Origin of the sequence: Bradyrhizobium denitrificans (genome assembly GCF_013179005.1) — a bacterium.
Taxonomy (GTDB): domain Bacteria; phylum Pseudomonadota; class Alphaproteobacteria; order Rhizobiales; family Xanthobacteraceae; genus Bradyrhizobium; species Bradyrhizobium denitrificans.
Genome location: NZ_JABFDP010000014.1, coordinates 127823 through 144956, shown reverse-complemented (window position 1 = coordinate 144956; position 17134 = coordinate 127823). Strand labels below are relative to the sequence as shown.

Annotated in this window: 18 protein-coding genes; 10 read left to right on the top strand and 8 right to left on the bottom strand. The window is 64.6% G+C overall.

Going from position 1 to position 17134, the window contains the following annotated elements; genetic code table 11:
* Positions 1-77: 77 nt before the first annotated feature.
* Positions 78-296, top strand: coding sequence for a hypothetical protein (locus HL671_RS17150; RefSeq protein WP_012044361.1), 219 nt, complete (start codon positions 78-80; stop codon positions 294-296).
* Between the two features lie 218 nt (positions 297-514).
* Positions 515-1132 (top strand): hypothetical protein, encoded by a 618-nt coding sequence (locus HL671_RS17145; protein WP_307769002.1) that lies wholly within the window; start codon positions 515-517, stop codon positions 1130-1132.
* Positions 1133-1137: 5 nt separating this feature from the next.
* On the opposite strand, the gene HL671_RS17140 is transcribed toward HL671_RS17145, so the two are convergent.
* Entirely contained in the window at positions 1138-1881 is a 744-nt protein-coding gene (locus tag HL671_RS17140) for a tyrosine-protein phosphatase (protein ID WP_012044359.1), read from the bottom strand.
* Positions 1882-2060: 179 nt separating this feature from the next.
* The gene (locus HL671_RS17135) at positions 2061-2255 is read right to left on the bottom strand and encodes a DUF2735 domain-containing protein (protein WP_012044358.1); all 195 of its coding nucleotides are present in this window, start codon (positions 2253-2255) and stop codon (positions 2061-2063) included.
* 544 nt (positions 2256-2799) lie between these two features.
* On the opposite strand from HL671_RS17135, the gene HL671_RS17130 reads away from it, so the two are divergent.
* The 3 genes from HL671_RS17130 to HL671_RS17120 all read left to right on the top strand — a co-directional run bounded on the left by HL671_RS17130 (position 2800) and on the right by HL671_RS17120 (position 6220).
* Positions 2800-3834 carry a glutamine synthetase beta-grasp domain-containing protein gene (locus HL671_RS17130; RefSeq protein ID WP_041750787.1) on the top strand — a complete coding sequence of 345 codons (1035 nt, stop codon included), beginning with the start codon at positions 2800-2802 and terminating at the stop codon, positions 3832-3834.
* Positions 3835-4036: 202 nt separating this feature from the next.
* Positions 4037-4495 (top strand): hypothetical protein, encoded by a 459-nt coding sequence (locus HL671_RS17125; RefSeq protein ID WP_012044356.1) that lies wholly within the window; start codon positions 4037-4039, stop codon positions 4493-4495.
* Between the two features lie 102 nt (positions 4496-4597).
* On the top strand, positions 4598-6220 hold the full coding sequence (locus HL671_RS17120; RefSeq protein WP_172237089.1) for an ABC-F family ATP-binding cassette domain-containing protein: 1623 nt from the start codon (positions 4598-4600) through the stop codon (positions 6218-6220).
* A gap of 21 nt (positions 6221-6241) precedes the next feature.
* On the opposite strand, the gene HL671_RS17115 is transcribed toward HL671_RS17120, so the two are convergent.
* The 5 genes from HL671_RS17115 to HL671_RS17095 form a co-directional block, all read right to left on the bottom strand.
* Positions 6242-7168: a dienelactone hydrolase family protein gene (locus tag HL671_RS17115; protein ID WP_172237088.1), complete on the bottom strand. Its 927-nt coding sequence runs from the start codon at positions 7166-7168 to the stop codon at positions 6242-6244.
* Between the two features lie 4 nt (positions 7169-7172).
* Positions 7173-8168 (bottom strand): DUF3592 domain-containing protein, encoded by a 996-nt coding sequence (locus tag HL671_RS17110; RefSeq protein ID WP_172237087.1) that lies wholly within the window; start codon positions 8166-8168, stop codon positions 7173-7175.
* 92 nt (positions 8169-8260) lie between these two features.
* Positions 8261-10357: an ATP-binding protein gene (locus tag HL671_RS17105; RefSeq protein ID WP_172237086.1), complete on the bottom strand. Its 2097-nt coding sequence runs from the start codon at positions 10355-10357 to the stop codon at positions 8261-8263.
* A 205-nt stretch (positions 10358-10562) separates the two neighbouring features.
* Positions 10563-10808: a hypothetical protein gene (locus tag HL671_RS17100; protein ID WP_012044352.1), complete on the bottom strand. Its 246-nt coding sequence runs from the start codon at positions 10806-10808 to the stop codon at positions 10563-10565.
* A gap of 162 nt (positions 10809-10970) precedes the next feature.
* Entirely contained in the window at positions 10971-11405 is a 435-nt protein-coding gene (locus HL671_RS17095) for a DUF1810 domain-containing protein (RefSeq protein WP_172237131.1), read from the bottom strand.
* A gap of 223 nt (positions 11406-11628) precedes the next feature.
* Between HL671_RS17095 and HL671_RS17090 the strand changes: the two genes are divergently transcribed.
* Positions 11629-12672, top strand: a complete 1044-nt coding sequence (locus HL671_RS17090) for a DUF2778 domain-containing protein (RefSeq protein ID WP_012044350.1) — start codon at positions 11629-11631, stop codon at positions 12670-12672.
* Positions 12673-12738: 66 nt separating this feature from the next.
* Positions 12739-12996 carry a hypothetical protein gene (locus tag HL671_RS17085; protein WP_012044349.1) on the top strand — a complete coding sequence of 86 codons (258 nt, stop codon included), beginning with the start codon at positions 12739-12741 and terminating at the stop codon, positions 12994-12996.
* A 773-nt stretch (positions 12997-13769) separates the two neighbouring features.
* Here the strand turns inward: HL671_RS17085 and HL671_RS17080 are convergent.
* On the bottom strand, positions 13770-14234 hold the full coding sequence (locus HL671_RS17080) for a hypothetical protein (protein ID WP_148221482.1): 465 nt from the start codon (positions 14232-14234) through the stop codon (positions 13770-13772).
* On the opposite strand from HL671_RS17080, the gene sfnG reads away from it, so the two are divergent.
* Genes sfnG through HL671_RS17065 form a run of 3 tightly spaced genes read left to right on the top strand, consistent with a single transcriptional unit; the run spans position 14212 to position 17131 of the window.
* Complete coding sequence (gene sfnG / locus HL671_RS17075) at positions 14212-15312, top strand: dimethylsulfone monooxygenase SfnG (protein ID WP_012044348.1); 1101 nt, start codon at positions 14212-14214, stop codon at positions 15310-15312. The two genes, HL671_RS17080 and sfnG, sit on opposite strands and share 23 nt — an antisense overlap.
* Before the next feature lie 11 nt (positions 15313-15323).
* The gene (locus tag HL671_RS17070; protein ID WP_172237085.1) at positions 15324-16241 is read left to right on the top strand and encodes an ABC transporter ATP-binding protein; all 918 of its coding nucleotides are present in this window, start codon (positions 15324-15326) and stop codon (positions 16239-16241) included.
* On the top strand, positions 16241-17131 hold the full coding sequence (locus tag HL671_RS17065; RefSeq protein ID WP_012044346.1) for a branched-chain amino acid ABC transporter permease: 891 nt from the start codon (positions 16241-16243) through the stop codon (positions 17129-17131). The genes HL671_RS17070 and HL671_RS17065 overlap by 1 nt, the downstream gene beginning before the upstream one ends.
* Positions 17132-17134 lie beyond the last annotated feature (3 nt).

Genomic DNA, 17134 nt, shown 5'->3' with positions numbered 1-17134 from the left:
CGGACTTTCGTAAGAGGATCGCCAGGGTGAGAGGCTAGCGTCGTCTTATGCCGCCTGAGGGGCGTTGGAGCTTTGTCATGATGAGACATCTGCCGGACCATGGTTTGCCGCTGGTGCAGCTGAAGGAACAGCGGCGGGATCTCGTGGTCGCCTTGCAGAACCGTGCCGGTCCGGTCACCGGCTGGGAGTTGATGCAGATTGCAGCGGTGCAGCAGGCGATTTCCGCATTCGAGGAGGTCATTGCCGATCTCGACGCGATGGAAGCCGCTGAGACGGCGGATATCGAGGCCGCCTGAGACCGAGGCTGCCGCGAGCGGCGCAGCCCGATCTACGACGATGTCCCCTGGGCCGTAGCCGTCAATCGTCCATGCAGACGACAATGCCGAGCTGCGCTTGCGGGCGCAATGCCGCTAACATCAGACGCATGAATCGAATTGGCGCAAGCATTGCGGTTATCGGCATCATCGCCGCTGCGAGCACGACCGCGGTCGCGGCTGGAGCTGAGGCACCCTGTGTGCCTGATCAACATCAGAGCTTCATCTGTGGCACAGGCCAGGGGGCGATCCGCGTGTTCCCCGAAACCATTGCCCCCTCGGGCAAGCTTGCCTTCGGCTGGCGGACGCCCAAAGGATTGCCGTCCGGAGCGTCCGAGCCGTCCGGCGCCGTCGAAAACGTCCTGATCAGACTTCCGGATGGTGCAGTGCTGGGGACGCTCGGCAGCACCTATTGGGCCTCCGGCGAGATGCGGGCCAACCGCCGTGACCTGATTGCCGCCTGGTCGCCCGACAGCCGCGCCGTGGTGGAGGTCGAGAACAGCCGCTGGGAAACCGAGTCCTTGCGCTTCCATGGCATTGGCGACGGCGACGTGGTGTCGCTGGACCTGCGCGATCTCGTCGAGCGAGCTGTCAGCCAGGCCGCTGGCGGCGCAGCCAAGGGGCGGGTGTTTCGTGTCCGCGAAGATCTGCCGGTGAAGCTCGATTCCGGTGGGCATCTCTCCTTCGCGGCGATCCTGTTCTTTCCGAAGAGTGAGGAGGCGGCGCTCGGCTTCCGTCTTGAGCTGATGGTCAAGACCGTCAGATCGTCCGCAGCGGCGCGCGTGGTCTCGATCCAGCGCGCGAAACTGCCGAACTGAGCAGCTCAACGCGTGAGATAGCGATCCTGCAGGGCCCTGCGCTCTGCAGCGCCGAGACCGAGCCCGTCGCGCAGATAGTGTTCGAGACCGCCATGATCATCGCGAATGGCGTCGAACGCCGCCGTCAGAAATGACGCCTGCACCGTTCTGATGGCCTGCAGGATCTCCTCGGGCAGATCCGGCCGAACTGCGCTATCGCGCCGGTAGAACTGGTTCGTGAGCAGGTAATCTTCGAAGATCACATCCTCGGGGACTTCGAGTGCGTGCAGCAGCAGCGCGCAGGCGACGCCGGTGCGGTCCTTGCCCGCCGTGCAATGGATCACGAGGGGCGCGGTGTCCCGCAGCAGGTGATCGAACAGCGTCCGAAAGCGCGGCGTGTGATTGCGGATGTAGTTGCGGTAGGAGTCCCGCATCAGGCCGAGCGCATCCTCGGCGTTGAGCCGTCCTGCCATGGCCCGGGCCCGTAACGCCGGGACGACACTCGGCTCGATCGACAATGAGTGCACGGCGATGTCGTCGAGCGCGCACAGGCCGGCCAAACGCTCGTCGCGACCGCGGAAATCGAACGCCGTGCGAATGCCGAGCTGACGCAGGACGGCGGTATCGGATGTCGTCAACTGACCGAGATGGTTTGACCGAAACAGCTGTCGCCAGCGCACATGCCGGCCATGGCTGCTGGGATAACCGCCGAGATCCCTGAAATTGCTGGCCCCTTGCAGGCCGAGATGGCGGCGATTCGGATCGAGCATGCGCTTACGATAGAAGATGGCGCTTCGTGGGGGAACGTCCTTGCGTGCGTTCGGGGCAAGATCCGCCGCTCACAAGGGGCGGGCATCGCATCGCGTGGGAGCCATGAAGCAAAAGGGCCGGAACCTCGTCGGTCCGACCCTTTAGCAAAGGCGCAATTGCGTCACGGCATCGTCTGACATCAGCGGTCCCACGCCGGTTTGGCTTCCTGGATCGCCTCGTCGTGATACCAGCTGCCGCTGTAGATCGAGGGCTGCAAGGCCGGAGCGACCTGCCGGGCAGATGCGATTGCAGGATGCCGAGGCGCGAGACCGGCCCGTCCTCCGCGTGGGAATTGATAGATCCTTGCGGATCCCTCGTTCACGTTCGTGTCCATTCCTCAGTCTCCTTTCCATCGGACCACGGATGATGGTGCGCCCGACTCGTTCTCTTGTGGTTACCAGTCTCGATATCGGCGCTGCCTTGGAGAATGCAATATGATCAAAATGAAATCACATGTTGCGCATTTCGAGGGCATTTCAGCATTTGCCCCGTGCGAAGCAACGGGCAGGTGACTAACGCTTGGGCCGGATCAAAGGTTGCGGGAGGAGCGCGACTTCTTTTCGAAAATGTCCCGGGCTTGCTGATGCCTTGGTCGCCCTGTTTTTCGCATTGCCGCAAATGCCAAGGAATCAAGCGTGTTTTTGACGCGCTGTTCTTGTCGCCATGCACTCCGTGCAATCCCGGCCGCGCCGCTTTGCCGCACCTTTGGGGTGTGAAAGTCGGGGGGCGCGGTGTCCGGATGAGCCCCGGTGCGTGCGACGGGACGCCGCAGGACTTGGCACGTTCCGTGCTTAAGAGAGCGCTGGCCGATCGTGGCCGGGTAAGCGGGGTGCCTTCGATTGCTGGGCTCCCACCTTTCGATAAGACAGAGAGGCTCAATGACGAAATACAAGCTCGAGTATATCTGGCTCGACGGCTACAAGCCGGTGCCGAATTTGCGCGGCAAGACACAGATCAAGGAATTTTCCTCGTTCCCGACCCTGGAACAGCTGCCTCTTTGGGGCTTCGACGGCTCGTCGACGATGCAGGCCGAAGGCCATAGCTCCGACTGCGTGCTGAAGCCGGTCGCCGTGTATCCCGATGCCGCCCGCACCAACGGCGTGCTGGTGATGTGCGAAGTGATGATGCCGGACGGCAAGACCCCGCATCCGTCGAACGCCCGCGCCACCATCCTCGACGATCCGGACGCGTGGTTCGGCTTCGAGCAGGAGTACTTCTTCTACAAGGACGGCCGTCCGCTCGGCTTCCCGGAGTATGGCTATCCGGCTCCGCAGGGTCCGTACTACACCGGCGTCGGCTTCAAGAACGTCGGCGACGTCGCCCGCAAGATCGTCGAAGAGCATCTCGACCTGTGCCTCGCGGCCGGCATCAACCACGAAGGCATCAACGCCGAGGTGGCAAAGGGCCAGTGGGAATTCCAGGTGTTCGGCAAGGGCTCGCGCACGGCTGCTGACCAGATGTGGATGGCCCGCTACCTGATGCTGCGTCTCACCGAGAAGTACGGCATCGACATCGAGTTCCACTGCAAGCCGCTCGGCGACACCGATTGGAACGGCTCGGGCATGCACTGCAACTTCTCGACCAAGTACATGCGCGAAGTCGGCGGCAAGGAGTACTTCGAGAAGCTCATGGACGCTTTCAAGGAGGCCCGCGCCGACCACATCGCCGTGTACGGTCCGGACAACCACATGCGTCTGACCGGTAAGCACGAGACCGCGTCGATCGACACCTTCAGCTGGGGTGTGGCCGACCGCGGCGCCTCGATCCGCGTGCCGCATTCCTTCGTGAACAACGGCTACAAGGGCTATCTGGAAGACCGCCGTCCGAACTCCCAGGGCGACCCCTACCAGATCGCGTCTCAGGTCCTGAAGACGATCTCGACGGTTCCGACCGGCGCGAAAGCCGCGGCCTAAGACGCCGACCACAACACCCCGGGGCAGGGGCTGACATGATGATCCGCCGGAGCAGCCGCTCCGGCGGATCATTCGTTTGTGAAGGCACTTCGTCGGTGGCGTGCGTTCGTCGTCCGTCTTGATCAAACGCAAGTCCGGGTCCGGACGGGGACGGTATGTCTGCTGGATGGCGGAGACGCGGATCTGGGAAGCGGAGTGTCGAATGAATAATCGCAAATGGTTGGCTGGCATCGTGCTGGCCGGCGCGGCCGTGTCGCTGGCCGTCATGCCGGCGGCGTCCGGTGCCGAGCAATATTTGCCGCGGCTCGGCGACATCATGAATCTCGTCCAGGTGAGGCACGCCAAGCTGTGGTTCGCCGGGCAGGCCAAGAACTGGGATCTTGCGGGCTACGAGCTGGCGCAGCTCAAGCAGAGCCTCTCGGATGCGGCCGCCTTCTATTCGGGTCTGCCGGTGGACAATGTGACCACCTTGAGCCAGCCGATCCAGTCGATCTCCGATGCGATCACCGCCAAGGACGGCAAGCGCTTCGCCTCGGCGGTGACCGAGCTGACCTCGGGCTGCAATGCGTGCCACGCGTCGATGGATCGCGGCTATGTCGCCATCCGCATCCCGACCGAGAAGCCGTTCGGCAACCAGGATTTCCGGCCGCAGGGCCGCTGACCGGGCCCGCTTGGGGCGTGAGTTGCGGTGCAAAATTGCGCCTTCCACCCGCGGCGCGCATCGACTAAGAGCGGCGGCAACCCGTCCACCGCCTGAGCCCTCATGATCCGCCTCGACAACGTCAGCAAGCAAGTCGGCCACCAGATTCTGTTCATCGAGGCCTCCGCCGCGCTCCAGCGCGGCGAGAAGATCGGGCTGGTGGGCCCGAACGGGGCCGGCAAGACGACGCTGTTCCGGATGATCTCGGGCCGTGAGCAGCCGGACGAAGGTCAGGTCTCGATCGATCGTGGCGTCTCGATCGGCTATTTCAACCAGGACGTCGGCGAGATGAGCGGCCGCAGCGCCGTGGCGGAGGTCATGGACGGAGCAGGGCCGGTGTCGGCGGTCGCGGCCGAGCTCAAGGAGCTTGAGGCGGCCATGGCCGATCCGGACCGCGCCGACGAGATGGACGAGATCATCGCGCGTTATGGCGAGGTGCTGGCGCGGTTCGAGGAGCTCGACGGCTATGCGCTCGACAGCCGCGCCCGCGAGGCGCTGGCCGGCCTCGGCTTCTCCGAGGAGATGATGGACAAGGATGTCGGCCTGTTGTCCGGCGGCTGGAAGATGCGTGTCGCGCTGGCCCGCATCCTTCTGATGCGCCCCGACGTCATGCTGCTCGACGAGCCGTCCAACCATCTCGATCTCGAGAGCCTGATCTGGCTGGAGCACTTCCTGAAGGGTTATGAGGGGGCGCTGCTGATGACCTCGCACGATCGCGAGTTCATCAACCGCATCATCAACAAGGTCATCGAGATCGACGCCGGCCAGCTCACGACCTATTCCGGGGACTACGATTTCTACGAGCAGCAGCGGGCGCTGAACGAGAAGCAGCAACAGGCGCAATATGAGCGCCAGCAGGCGATGCTCGCCAAGGAGATCAAGTTCATCGAGCGCTTCAAGGCGCGGGCGTCGCATGCGGCGCAGGTGCAGAGCCGGGTCAAGAAGCTCGACAAGATCGAGCGCGTCGAGCCGCCGAAGCGCCGCCAGACCGTGGCGTTCGACTTCCTGCCGGCGCCGCGCTCGGGCGAGGACGTCGTCGCGCTGAAGAAGGTGTCCAAGAGCTACGGCAGCCGCCGCATCTATGAGGGGCTGGATTTCATGATCCGGCGCAGGGAGCGCTGGTGCGTCATGGGGGTCAACGGCGCCGGCAAATCGACGTTGCTGAAGCTGGTCGCGGGGACCGCCGAGCCCGACGACGGCTCGGTGACGATCGGCGGCAGCGTCAAGATGGGCTATTTCGCGCAGCATGCGATGGATCTGCTCGACGGCGACGAGACCGTGTTCGAATCGCTGGAGCATTCGTTCCCGCAGGCTGGCCAAGGCTCGCTGCGCGCGCTGGCCGGCTGTTTCGGCTTCTCCGGCGACGATGTGGAGAAGCGCTGCCGGGTGTTGTCGGGCGGCGAGAAGGCGCGGCTGGTGATGGCCAAGATGCTGTATGATCCGCCGAACTTTCTGGTGCTGGACGAGCCGACCAACCATCTGGACATGGCGACCAAGGAGATGCTGATCGCGGCGCTGTCGAGCTTCGAAGGCACGATGCTGTTCGTCTCGCACGATCGACATTTCCTCGCCGCACTGTCCAATCGCGTGCTCGAATTGACGCCGGATGGCCTGCATCAATATGGTGGCGGCTACACCGAATATGTCGCCCGCAGCGGCCACGAGGCGCCGGGCCTGCGCAGCTGATCGCGTGGTGGCAACGGCCGGTCATCGCTTCAGCCACTCGACGACGAGCGGAGCGGCGCGCCGGAGCGTGTCGTCCATCGCCGAGCCGTTGCCGGCGACCGACTGACGGCTCGCCGACGGTTCGTCGAAGCCGTGGCTCGCGCCGGGATAAATCGTTGTATCGATCGCCGTGCCCACCTGCCGCGAGCGCTCGGCCATGGCGCTGCAGAGCGCAGGCGAGACCTCCTCGTCGTCGGCGGCAAGGAACAGCTGGACCGGGACATGGCTTCTGAGCGTCGGGCCCAGCAGCGAGTTCTCGCCACAGCCCGGATAGAAGATCAGCGCGCCGCGGAAGCCGGTTGACGCCAGACCCTGTCGCAGCAGCACGTTCAATGCCGTGCTGCCGCCGTTGGACCAGCCCTGCAGCACGATGCGATCTGGCACGACGTCCCTGCGCTGGCGCAGATAGGCGAGCGCCCCCTCGGCATCGAGCGGCCGCACGGTCCTCTCGTTGACGTCGGCCCGATCCGGATCGTCATGGGTACCGCGGCCGAAGCCGTGCGCCTTGCCGCGTGGACCGAAGCTGTCGGGCAATAGCGCGAGGTAGCCGTGCTCGGCCCAGTAGTTGCCCCACATCACGTGCCGTTTCGACAGTGTGACGGCATTGCATGGCGATGCCGGTACCGCGCGCGAGACCAGCGTGCAGTCCGCGTTGACGTTGGACGAGTAGGGGCCGCCCCGGCCATGGAGCATGACGATTGCAGGAAATGGTCCTGTGCCCTGCGGCTTGAACAGATAGCCGGTCAGTTCGGCGCGGCCATCGGCGCTCGGGAAGTAGACCGTATCCGGTTGAACAGCGGCGGCGGGCGCCAGCCACAGCGTCGTGAGCACCGTCAGCATCGCAAGCCGCCCAATGCTCTTCGGTGCGGTGCCGCAGTCATGATGACGGGATGCGAGGCGGGGGCTCATGCAACTAGCTCATTTGGACGTGGGTGAAGATGAACAGGAACAGCGCGCCGATCGCGATCAGAAAGAGACCGACCCAGAGCGGAGCGGCGACGCCGCTCTTGTTGGTTGGATCGAGCACGGCCGTCTCGGGCCGGGTCGGATCGTAGAAGACCGTGACGTCGCTGTTGACCGGGTATTGGGCGGCGATGGCTTCGGCGCTTGACCTGTCCGGATACAGTGCGGTCCAGCCCCAGTTCCAATGCATGCTGTGGAAGCTGCGGCCGCCGACGGCATAGCTGTAGTCAATGGTGACGCGGAAGCGTTCCTCCTCGACCTCACGCCCGCGGTCGTTCTCCCGCCGCGTGATCTCCACCGTCACGCCCGAGCGCGTGATCCGCCCCGGCGTGGTCGGCCAGGACCGGCTCGCCATGCTCTCCTGACGAAGCTTCCAATAGGAGGCGAGGGCGACGGCGCCGAAGCCCAGCAGGGCGAACGGCAGCAGGAAGGCGAACAGCGGCACGCCAGCCTCCGTCGTCAACACCTTGCCAGCGAGCGAATGCGCCACGAGCACCGCGGTGACGGCGCACATCACGATGAAAAGCGCCGCCAGCGCAGCCGTGCCGCTGGCATCGGCCGGCTCGAGCACCGACTGCGACGGGCGCTTTGGATCGTAGAAGACGCGAACCTTCGCGCCTTTCGGATATCTGCCGGTAAGCTCCTCGGCCTGCAGGCGGGTGACGTGGCTCGGGCTGCCGAAGCGGATGCGATGACCCTCGTAGCTCGTCCCGAGCACCTCGTAGCGGTAGCGGATGTCGGGCTTGGCGTCGGTGTCGTCAGCCGACCGATGTGTCGCCGCGAGAGACACCTCGGACGCTACGACCTCGCCTTCGACGACCGGCCAGTGGCGCCCGCCGCTGGTCTTCTTGCGCTGGAGCCAGAGGCCGTAGCCGGAATTCAGGGCCAGAAAGCCGAAGATGTCGGCGGCGATGCGGGTCCAGAGCAGGGCGGAGGCAGTCAGCATGGTCATCTCGCATGGGCCCGTCGATGCGGGGCGGCATGCAGTGGTGTGCTCCGAGTTCCCTCGGGTTCAATACCGTCGCGGCTCTCCTCTCCTTACCCCTCCACCATCTCGGTGACGCGGCCGGCCAGTGCTTCGACATCGAAAGGCTTTGTCAGCACCTGCATGCCCGGAGCGAGTTGGCCGCTACTCAGGATCGCGTTTTCGGCATAGCCCGTGATGAACAGGATCTTGAGGCCGGGCCGCGTGGCACGCGCCGCGTCCGCAAGCTGACGGCCGTTCATACCCCCGGGCAGGCCGACATCGGTGATCAGCAGATCGATCCGCGCGTTGGACTGCAGAGCCGCGAGCCCTGTTGGGCCGTCCTTGGCCTCGATGACGGCATAGCCGCGCTCATCGAGCACCTCCATGACGAGCATGCGTATGGTCGGCTCATCGTCCACGACCAGGATGGTCTGTCCCGTGGACGACGCCATCGGAGCTCCGCGCTGGTCGGGATCGGCAGGCTCGGCCTCGCCGACATAATGGCGGGGAAAATAAAGACACATCGTGGTGCCTTCACCCAGTTCGGAATAGATCCGCACCTGGCCGCCCGACTGGCGCGCGAAGCCGTAGACCATCGAGAGGCCGAGGCCGGTGCCTTGACCGATCGGCTTGGTCGTGAAGAACGGATCGAAAGCATGTTCGATCACGTCGGGCGTCATGCCGGTTCCCGTATCCGTCACGCAGAGCGAGATGTACTGGCCCGGCGGCAGATCGCGTTCGCGGGCGGCGCGATCGTCCAGCCATTTGTTGGCGGTTTCGATGGTGATCCGGCCTCCCTCAGGCATCGCGTCGCGCGCATTGATGCAGAGGTTCAGCAGAGCGCTTTCGAGCTGGGGCGAATCGATCAGTGCCGGCCACAGTCCGGCGGCGGTCACCACTTCGAGCGTGATCTGCGGGCCGACGGTGCGGCGCACCAGCTCCTCCATGCCCATCGCCAGCCGGTTGACGTCGGTCGGCTTGGGATCCAGCGTCTGGCGGCGGGAGAAGGCCAGCAGTCGGTGCGTGAGCGCGGCGGCACGCTTGGAGGCGCCCTGGGCCGCCGCGACGTAACGGTCGACGTCCGAGAAACGGCCCTGGCGCAGACGGGTCTGCAGCATCTCGAGCGAGCCCATGATGCCGGTCAGCAGATTGTTGAAGTCATGCGCAATGCCGCCGGTCAGCTGTCCGACCGCCTCCATCTTCTGCGATTGGCGCAGCGCCTCCTCGGCCTCACGCAGCCGCGCCTGCTCGCGCAGCCGGTCGGTGACGTCGTAGGCGAATTGATAGGCGCCGATCTGCTCGCCGGTGGCGTCGCGCAGCACCGAGAAGCGCATCTCGTAAAAGCGTCGGTTGCGGCTGACATCGCCGAATTCGTCGACCGCGACGAATTCCTCGCCGGCCAATGCCCGCGACCACACGGCCCGAACGGCCGATCGATGCTCCGGAAGGTCCTGGAACAGCTCCAGCAGGTGATCGCCGACCTTGGGCCGAACGTCGAAGATGCGTTCGAATTCCTGCACGGCTGCGCCGTTGATCGCGATCAGCCGGAATTGCATGTCGACCACCTGGACGAAGGCGTTGGTGCCTTCGACGATGTCGGCAAGCAGCTTGCGCTCGGCGAGCGCTGCGACGACGCGCGCTTCCAGCGTGTCATTGATCTCCTGCAGTGCCGCCTCGGCGCGCTTGCGCGCGGTGATGTCCTGGAACAGCACCGCGACTTGGCGTCGCGTCGCAGGCTCGACCCGGAACGCGGCCAGCTCCAGGTGCCGCCCGGTCGCGACCAGCTCGCGCTCGAACCGGATCGGCGCGCCGCTGCGCAAGACGTCGCCATACAGCTCGACCCAGCCGTCAGCCTCGTTCGGCACCATCTCCCGGACCTTCTGGCCGACCACGTTCGGGATGCCCGCGTGCAGCGCATAGGCCGGATTGGCCTCGATATGGATGTAGTCGCTCAGCGGGCCGTGCGGGCCGTCGAAGAACTCGATGATGCAGAAGCCTTCATCGATCGAGTTGAACAGCGTCCGGTAACGCTCCTCACTCTCGGCGAGCGCCGTTTCGGCGCGGGCGCGGCGACCGGCGTCGGCGGTGAACAGCGCCTGCAGTCGGGCATTCTCGCTTTCCAGCTCCTGAATCCGTTGCTGGAGCGCGGCGATCTCGAAGGATGTCACGTCGCGACCGCCTCGCCTGAATGCGGATGAAGGCAGAGCAGGCGGTTCTCAACGCGGCACGGCATTGGCAACTCGATGTGAGGGTTACGCGACGTTGTAACATGTCAATCGCGCCTGCCGATACGCCCAGCGCCGATGGAACTCCCCCTGCCGATCATCGGCCCCGCCTGGTGGCGAGGCCGCCGTGTCATCGGCTAAGCCCAGTTCAGGTGCCGGCCTCGCACTTCTTCATGAAGCTGGTCTTGGCCGCGCCGGCGAGCTTCTTGCCATCGGAGCCGACCGCCTTGGCTGCGCAGCTGTCGGCCATGCACTTCTTCATGAACGAGGTCTTGGCGGCTCCGGCGAGCGGCTTGCCATCCTTGCCCATGGCCTTGGTCTCGCAGCTGTCCTGGGCGAAAGCAGAGCCGGCGGCGAAGGTCGTGAGCGCGGCAATCAGAAAAAACTTCCTCATGAGCGTGTCTCCTTGGGACAAACAATGCGGCGGATGGGAGCCGCAAATCTGGGCGCGATCAAGTTTCGTGTTCGGCTATCACCTGAAATCCAGCTCGCCGGACGCTGAACTCATCAGCATGCTACCGATGACGCCGGTGTGAATCGCTGCGCCGCCAAGACGTCAGGCGGTGCCGCGCTGCAAAAAGGCCAGGGTGGCGGGATCACGCGCGCCATCGCAGTGGCGGTCGAGTGCGGCGCCGAAATCCGCTTGCGGACGAATCGCATCGCACAGCGTCATGCAGGAGCGAAACTTGGCGTCGTCAGGCGTGCCGAGAATGTCGCAGAGCGACTTGCCGGGGACGGCGAGCACCAGCCGGGTGCATTCGACGAGACGGCTGCCGAGCAAAGGGTGCGCCAGATAGGCCTCCGCCTCCGCGCGGGACCGAATGGCATAGCGTTGGGCCATGGCCGAGGTCCCCAACCCGTCCACCTGGGGAAAGATGAACCACATCCAGTGGCTTTGCTTGCGACCGGCGGCAAGTTCGGCGGTCACGTGGGAATAAATCGGAGTCTGCGCCTCGATAAATCGGTTGAGATCATGGCAATCCGCGTTCATGGATGCCTCCATCTAATTGAAATATATAGATATTTTTCAATAAGGCAGCTTGGGCGAGGCGCTTTTCCCGCTTTGCTCGGCTGCCATGCCGGATCAATGCGGGCTGGTCTTTGTCTAGATTATGCCGCACTCTTGCCATCCTATGTCATGACGGGTCGAATCGTACCCCTTGGGGTCGGCTACTTCCGCTTGTAGTCCGAAGGGGGCGTATATCGGGGACGTGATGGCTTCCAGTGAAGCGAGCGTAGAGGTGCTGTTGTTGCGTGGCCGCTTCGGGCACTCCGAAGCGATCGCGCTGGTGCTTGCCGCGCTGGCGGTTGCCGGCGGTGCGGCCGTTTGGGTCGGCAGCGACAGCAGCGATCCGGCCCCGCTGACGACTGCGGCGCTGTCGGCGCCCGAGCCGCCATCCACCACCTTCGAGACACGTTTCGCGCCGGTCTCTGCGTCGGCGACCGCCTATTCCGAGAAGGACGCCCTGCGCGCGCTCGACCGCTTCGCTTTGCGCGGAATCGATCGCCAGTTGCTGGATGCGCGGGCCGCGCTGGTGAAAGGCATGGAATCGCGGGACCCGAACGGGCGCGACCTCAATGGCGGCGAATGGCGGCCGAAGCTCACGGAAGGCACCACGGTTGCGCTGCCGGCGCCCGGCGTGCCGCTGCCCCGGCCGCGGCCGTCTACCGCCGACATGCCGGTCAATCTTGCATCGGCCGCGCCCGCCGAGACCACGGGACGTGTCGATGATCGCTCGATTCTGCAGCGCCTGTCCGACCTGCTGCCGAGCCCGACCAAATACGCCTCGCTCGGGCCGGACAGCGGTGTCGTTCGCTCCGGCATCGATCTTGGTGCGCTCGGCTACGAAAAGACCGCCGTGTACGACATCAAGGCCAAGATGGTCTATCTGCCCTCCGGCATCGGGCTCGAAGCCCATTCCGGCATGGGCAGCCTGCGCGACGACCCTGAGCACGTCAATCAGCGCATGATCGGCGCGACGCCGCCGGCCACTTACGAGCTCAAGCCACGCGAAAAGCCGTTTCACGGCGTGCGCGCCCTGCGCATGAACGTGGTGGAGGGAACGACCCTCGGCCGGAGCGGATTGCTGACCCACCCTTATATGCTGGGTCCCGAGGGGGATTCCAACGGCTGCGTCTCGATCAAGAATTACGATCGCTTCCTGAAGGCGTATGATGAGGGCGAGTTCAACCGACTCGTCGTCGTCGTCGGGCTCGAGGCTGGCACCCCGACGCGAACCGCGCAAAAGACCGAGTGACGCTTGGTTGCTGGGCCTCGGCGCGATTTCGGCGGTGACGCCCGTCGTATCTTCCGGAAGGTCCCCATGAATGATCCCGCAAGCTCGGAAACGCGTCTGCGCACCACCTTCAACATCAGGGTGAACGGGAAGCCGTTCGTGATTTCGACCGTCGGGCAGGCTCATCAGTTTCTCACCAGTCTCAACGCCGTCGAATGGATGGAGTTCAAGTCGCTGCACGACCAGGCCATGGCCTCGCTGCAGGCGGCCGCCGACAATGCGATCATGACGGTGCAGGCCACCAACGCGGTGCGCACGCTGTTCGTCAATGCGAAGCTGCTGTGAGAGCATTGCGCGGTCTCTTGCATTGGTCGCGCCCGCTTGCTCGGCGTCATCGTCCGGATGGACCGGCCAATCGGCGCATGGCCTCACGCTCTCGCGGCGCTGTCGCGTCCGAGTGACCCATCGGTGATGCCCTCGAAGCAGGTGAGGGCGCGGGGAATGCCGGGCTGCTGGCCGCAACCCATGGCCCGCCTGCAGAAAAAAAGCAGGCGGCAGTCACCACAGGTTCAGCCGGGCAACCGGCATCCCCGCGCGATGGCCTTAACGGCTGCTTCGCGTGCTCCCCGGTGCGCCGGGCTTTCTGGTCACCGTAGTGCGCATGATGCTCACACATCAGCGCGGCATCAGCGTCGGGATGCCAGGACCACGCGACTTGACCGTACGCGACAACGGCGTTCGTCGGCGCAAGCTGCGCTCCGCTGCCATCGCGTCCACCGCTCCTCCCGCTCGACGTCCGTGACGACCGCGATACGCCCCTCATGCGAGCGGGAGATGGATTGAGGAAACCAGCAAAGCTCACTTTGGAAAAGCGGAAAATTTTTCCCCGTGCGACTGGACAGGCCAAATCAGCCTGATGCGTCGGGGGAAAATCGTTTTCGTGCGCATGGGCAATCTGGTCGTTTCAACCTTTGAATGTGCTCGTATGATGCAACAAAGTCGCCTGATTTGCCCGACGGGCAGTGAAGTCATTCTTCGCGAGCGACTGCTCGCTTGCAGAAACGACAAATACTCGCGACCATCCTGCGCACTTATTAGTTCGTCGAACTCAAGATGTTCTAGCCGGCGGAACTGAGGACGATCGAAAGCACAAATTGTCCGCGGCCCGCAAAATTACGGAAGACGGTTTTACCTCCCCTTTCAAAAAGAGACGGTCTTGGACTCGCTGCGTTATCGCTTCTCTGCGACACTTTGCGGGTCGATCGATGGTGATTGACAGAGGGGACGTGCATGATCGGCAATGATCTCTGCAACTGCCAAGATGCGGCTGCACTCACGGATGGCGGCCAGTTCCGTGCCACCAGCACATGGCTCTGTTGATCGTCTGATGCGGCAGTCGCGGTGCTGATGACCGCGACATCGGCAGGCGCTGCCTGCTGATCATCTCGATATCGCAAATGCAATCCGCAATGTGCTGCCAGCTGGCGGCGCAAAGGCTCGCTGTCGTCCTGTTGGCGGCGGCAGAAGTATTCACGACCACGAGGACTAGCGAGGATAACAATGACGGCCAAGGATTCGTCCATCAAGTTCGCCTATTGGGTGCCCAACGTTTCGGGCGGATTGGTGATCTCCAACATCGAGCAGCGGACGAGCTGGGATATCGGCTACAACAAGCGGCTGGCACAGATCGCCGAGGAGAGCGGGTTCGACTACGCGCTGAGCCAGATCCGTTTCACGGCTGGCTATGGCGCCGAATATCAACATGAATCGGTGTCGTTCAGCCATGCGCTGCTCGAAGCGACGACGAAGCTGAAGGTGATCGCCGCGATCCTGCCCGGACCGTGGCATCCGGCGGTCGTCGCCAAGCAGATCGCCACCATCAATCATCTCACCCAGGGGCGCGTTGCGGTGAACATCGTCAGCGGCTGGTTCCGCGGCGAGTTCGCCGCGATCGGCGAGCCCTGGCTGGATCACGATGAGCGCTATCGCCGCTCGGAGGAGTTCATCCGTGCGCTCCGGGGCATCTGGACCGAGGACAACTTCAATCTCCGCGGCGACTTCTATCGTTTCACGAACTACTCGCTGAAGCCGAAGCCGATCGACCCGCAGCCGGAGATCTTCCAGGGCGGCAGCTCGCGTGCCGCCCGCGACATGGCCTCGCGCGTCTCTGACTGGTACTTCACCAACGGCAACTCGGTGGAGGGCATCAAGGCCCAGGTCGACGATATCAGGGCCAAGGCGAAGGCCAACAATCACCAGGTCAAGATCGGCGTCAACGCGTTCGCGATCGCGCGCGACACCGAGGCCGAGGCGCAGGCCGTGCTCAAGGAAATCATCGACAACGCCAATCCCGAGGCCGTCCACGCCTTCGCGCACGAGGTGGCCAATGCCGGCAAGGCGTCGCCGGAGCGCGAGGGCAATTGGGCGAAGTCGACCTTCGAGGATCTCGTCCAATACAATGACGGCTTCAAGACCAACCTGATCGGCACGCCGCGGCAGATTGCCGAGCGCATCGTCGCACTGAAGGAGGTCGGCGTCGACCTCGTGCTGCTTGGCTTCCTGCACTTCCAGGAGGAGGTCGCCTATTTCGGCAAGCACGTGATCCCGCTGGTGCGCGAGCTGGAGGCCAAGGCCGGCCTTCGCGTGCAGGCTGCCGAGTAGGCCGGACCGCGATGCTGTTGACCGCACTCAGTTCGTCGCTCGACCTGCTGTCGCTGGAGACCTGGGCTCCAGGGACGGCGCGTCAGGTGCTCGCGGCGGAGCCGAATGACCCGTCGGCCTCCGCCATGGCAGGCGCGCCGCGTCCGGTGCTGCGGCTCAACAATGTCTCGCTGACCTTCGGGGGGGTGACAGCGCTTCGCGATATCGATCTCGATGTCGCGGAGGGCGAGATTCGCGCGGTGATCGGCCCGAACGGGGCCGGCAAGAGCTCGCTGCTCAACGTCGTCAGCGGGCTCTATCGCCCGGATCGGGGCGCGGTGTGGTTCGGTGATCGGGCGTTCAGCCAAGTGCCGACCGCACAACTGGCAGGCTTTGGCGTCGCCCGCACCTTCCAGAACCTTGCTTTGTTCAAGGGGCTGTCCGTCTTCGACAACGTGCTGATGGGGCTCGCGCATCGCGTCCGCGCCGGCTTCATCCGCCAGCTCGTCGGCTCGCCCTTGGCACGCCGGATCGAAGCCGAGAACCGGGCGGCCGCTGCCGAGGTCATCGGTTTTCTCCATCTCAAGGATATCAGCGACCGCATTGCCGGCACCTTGCCCTACGGCTTGCAGAAGCGGGTCGAGCTGGCGCGCGCGCTGGTGGCGCGGCCGAAGCTGCTGCTGCTCGACGAGCCCTTTGCCGGCGTGACTCTGAGCGAGAAGCGGGAGCTGGCCGAGCATGTGCGCAACGCGCGCGACCGCTATGGCGCCACCATCGTGCTGATCGAGCACGACATCGGCATCGTGATGGAGCTGTCCGACCACATCGCGGTGCTGGACTATGGCCGCAAGATCGCCGACGGGCCGCCGGCCGAGATCCGCAGCAACCAGGCGGTCATCGACGCCTATCTCGGCGTCGCCCATGAGGACGAGACGGAGCTCGCGAGCTGATGTTCGACTATCAATTCCTGATCGAGGTGCTGGTCGGCGGGCTGCTCTCCGGGGTGATGTATTCGCTGGTCGCGATCGGCTTCGTGCTGATCTACAAGACCTCCGGTGTGCTCAATTTCGCGCAAGGCGCGATGCTGCTGTTCGCGGCGCTGACCTTCGTCAGCCTTGTGGAGCGCGGCACGCCGTTCGCGCTGGCGCTGCTGGCGACGCTCGCCATCATGGTGGCGCTCGGCATCACCATCGAGCGCACCGTGCTGCGGCCGCTGATCAACCAGCCGCCGATCACGCTGTTCATGGCCACCCTCGGCCTCTCTTACGTGATCGAAGGCGCAGCGCAGCTGCTGTGGGGCACGCAGGTGCACGGGCTCGACATCGGCGTCAGCGATATCCCGTTCGACATCGGCGGCGTCTTCATCAGCCGCTTCGACCTGTTCGCGGCGGCGGTGGCCGGCAGCCTGGTGGCGCTGTTCACGCTGTTCTTCCGCTACACCCGCACCGGGCTCGCGTTCCGCGCCGTGGCGGATGATCAGTTCGCCGCGCTCGCGGTCGGGCTGCGGCTCCCGCGGGTCTGGGCGGCGGTATGGACGGCAGCCGGCATTGTTGCTCTGGTCGCCGGACTGTTGTGGGGCGCGCGGCTCGGCGTGCAGTTCTCGCTGTCGCTGGTGGTGCTGAAGGCGTTGCCGGTGCTGGTGCTCGGCGGCTTCGATTCCATCACCGGCGCGATCGTCGGCGGGCTCCTGATCGGCGCCATCGAGAAACTGGCGGAGGTCTATGTCGGACCGTTCTTCGGCGGCGGCATCGAGGCCTGGGCGGCCTATGTGGTGGCCCTGGCGCTGCTGCTGGTGCGGCCCTCGGGGCTGTTCGGCCAGAAGCTGGTGGAGCGGGTGTAGGTC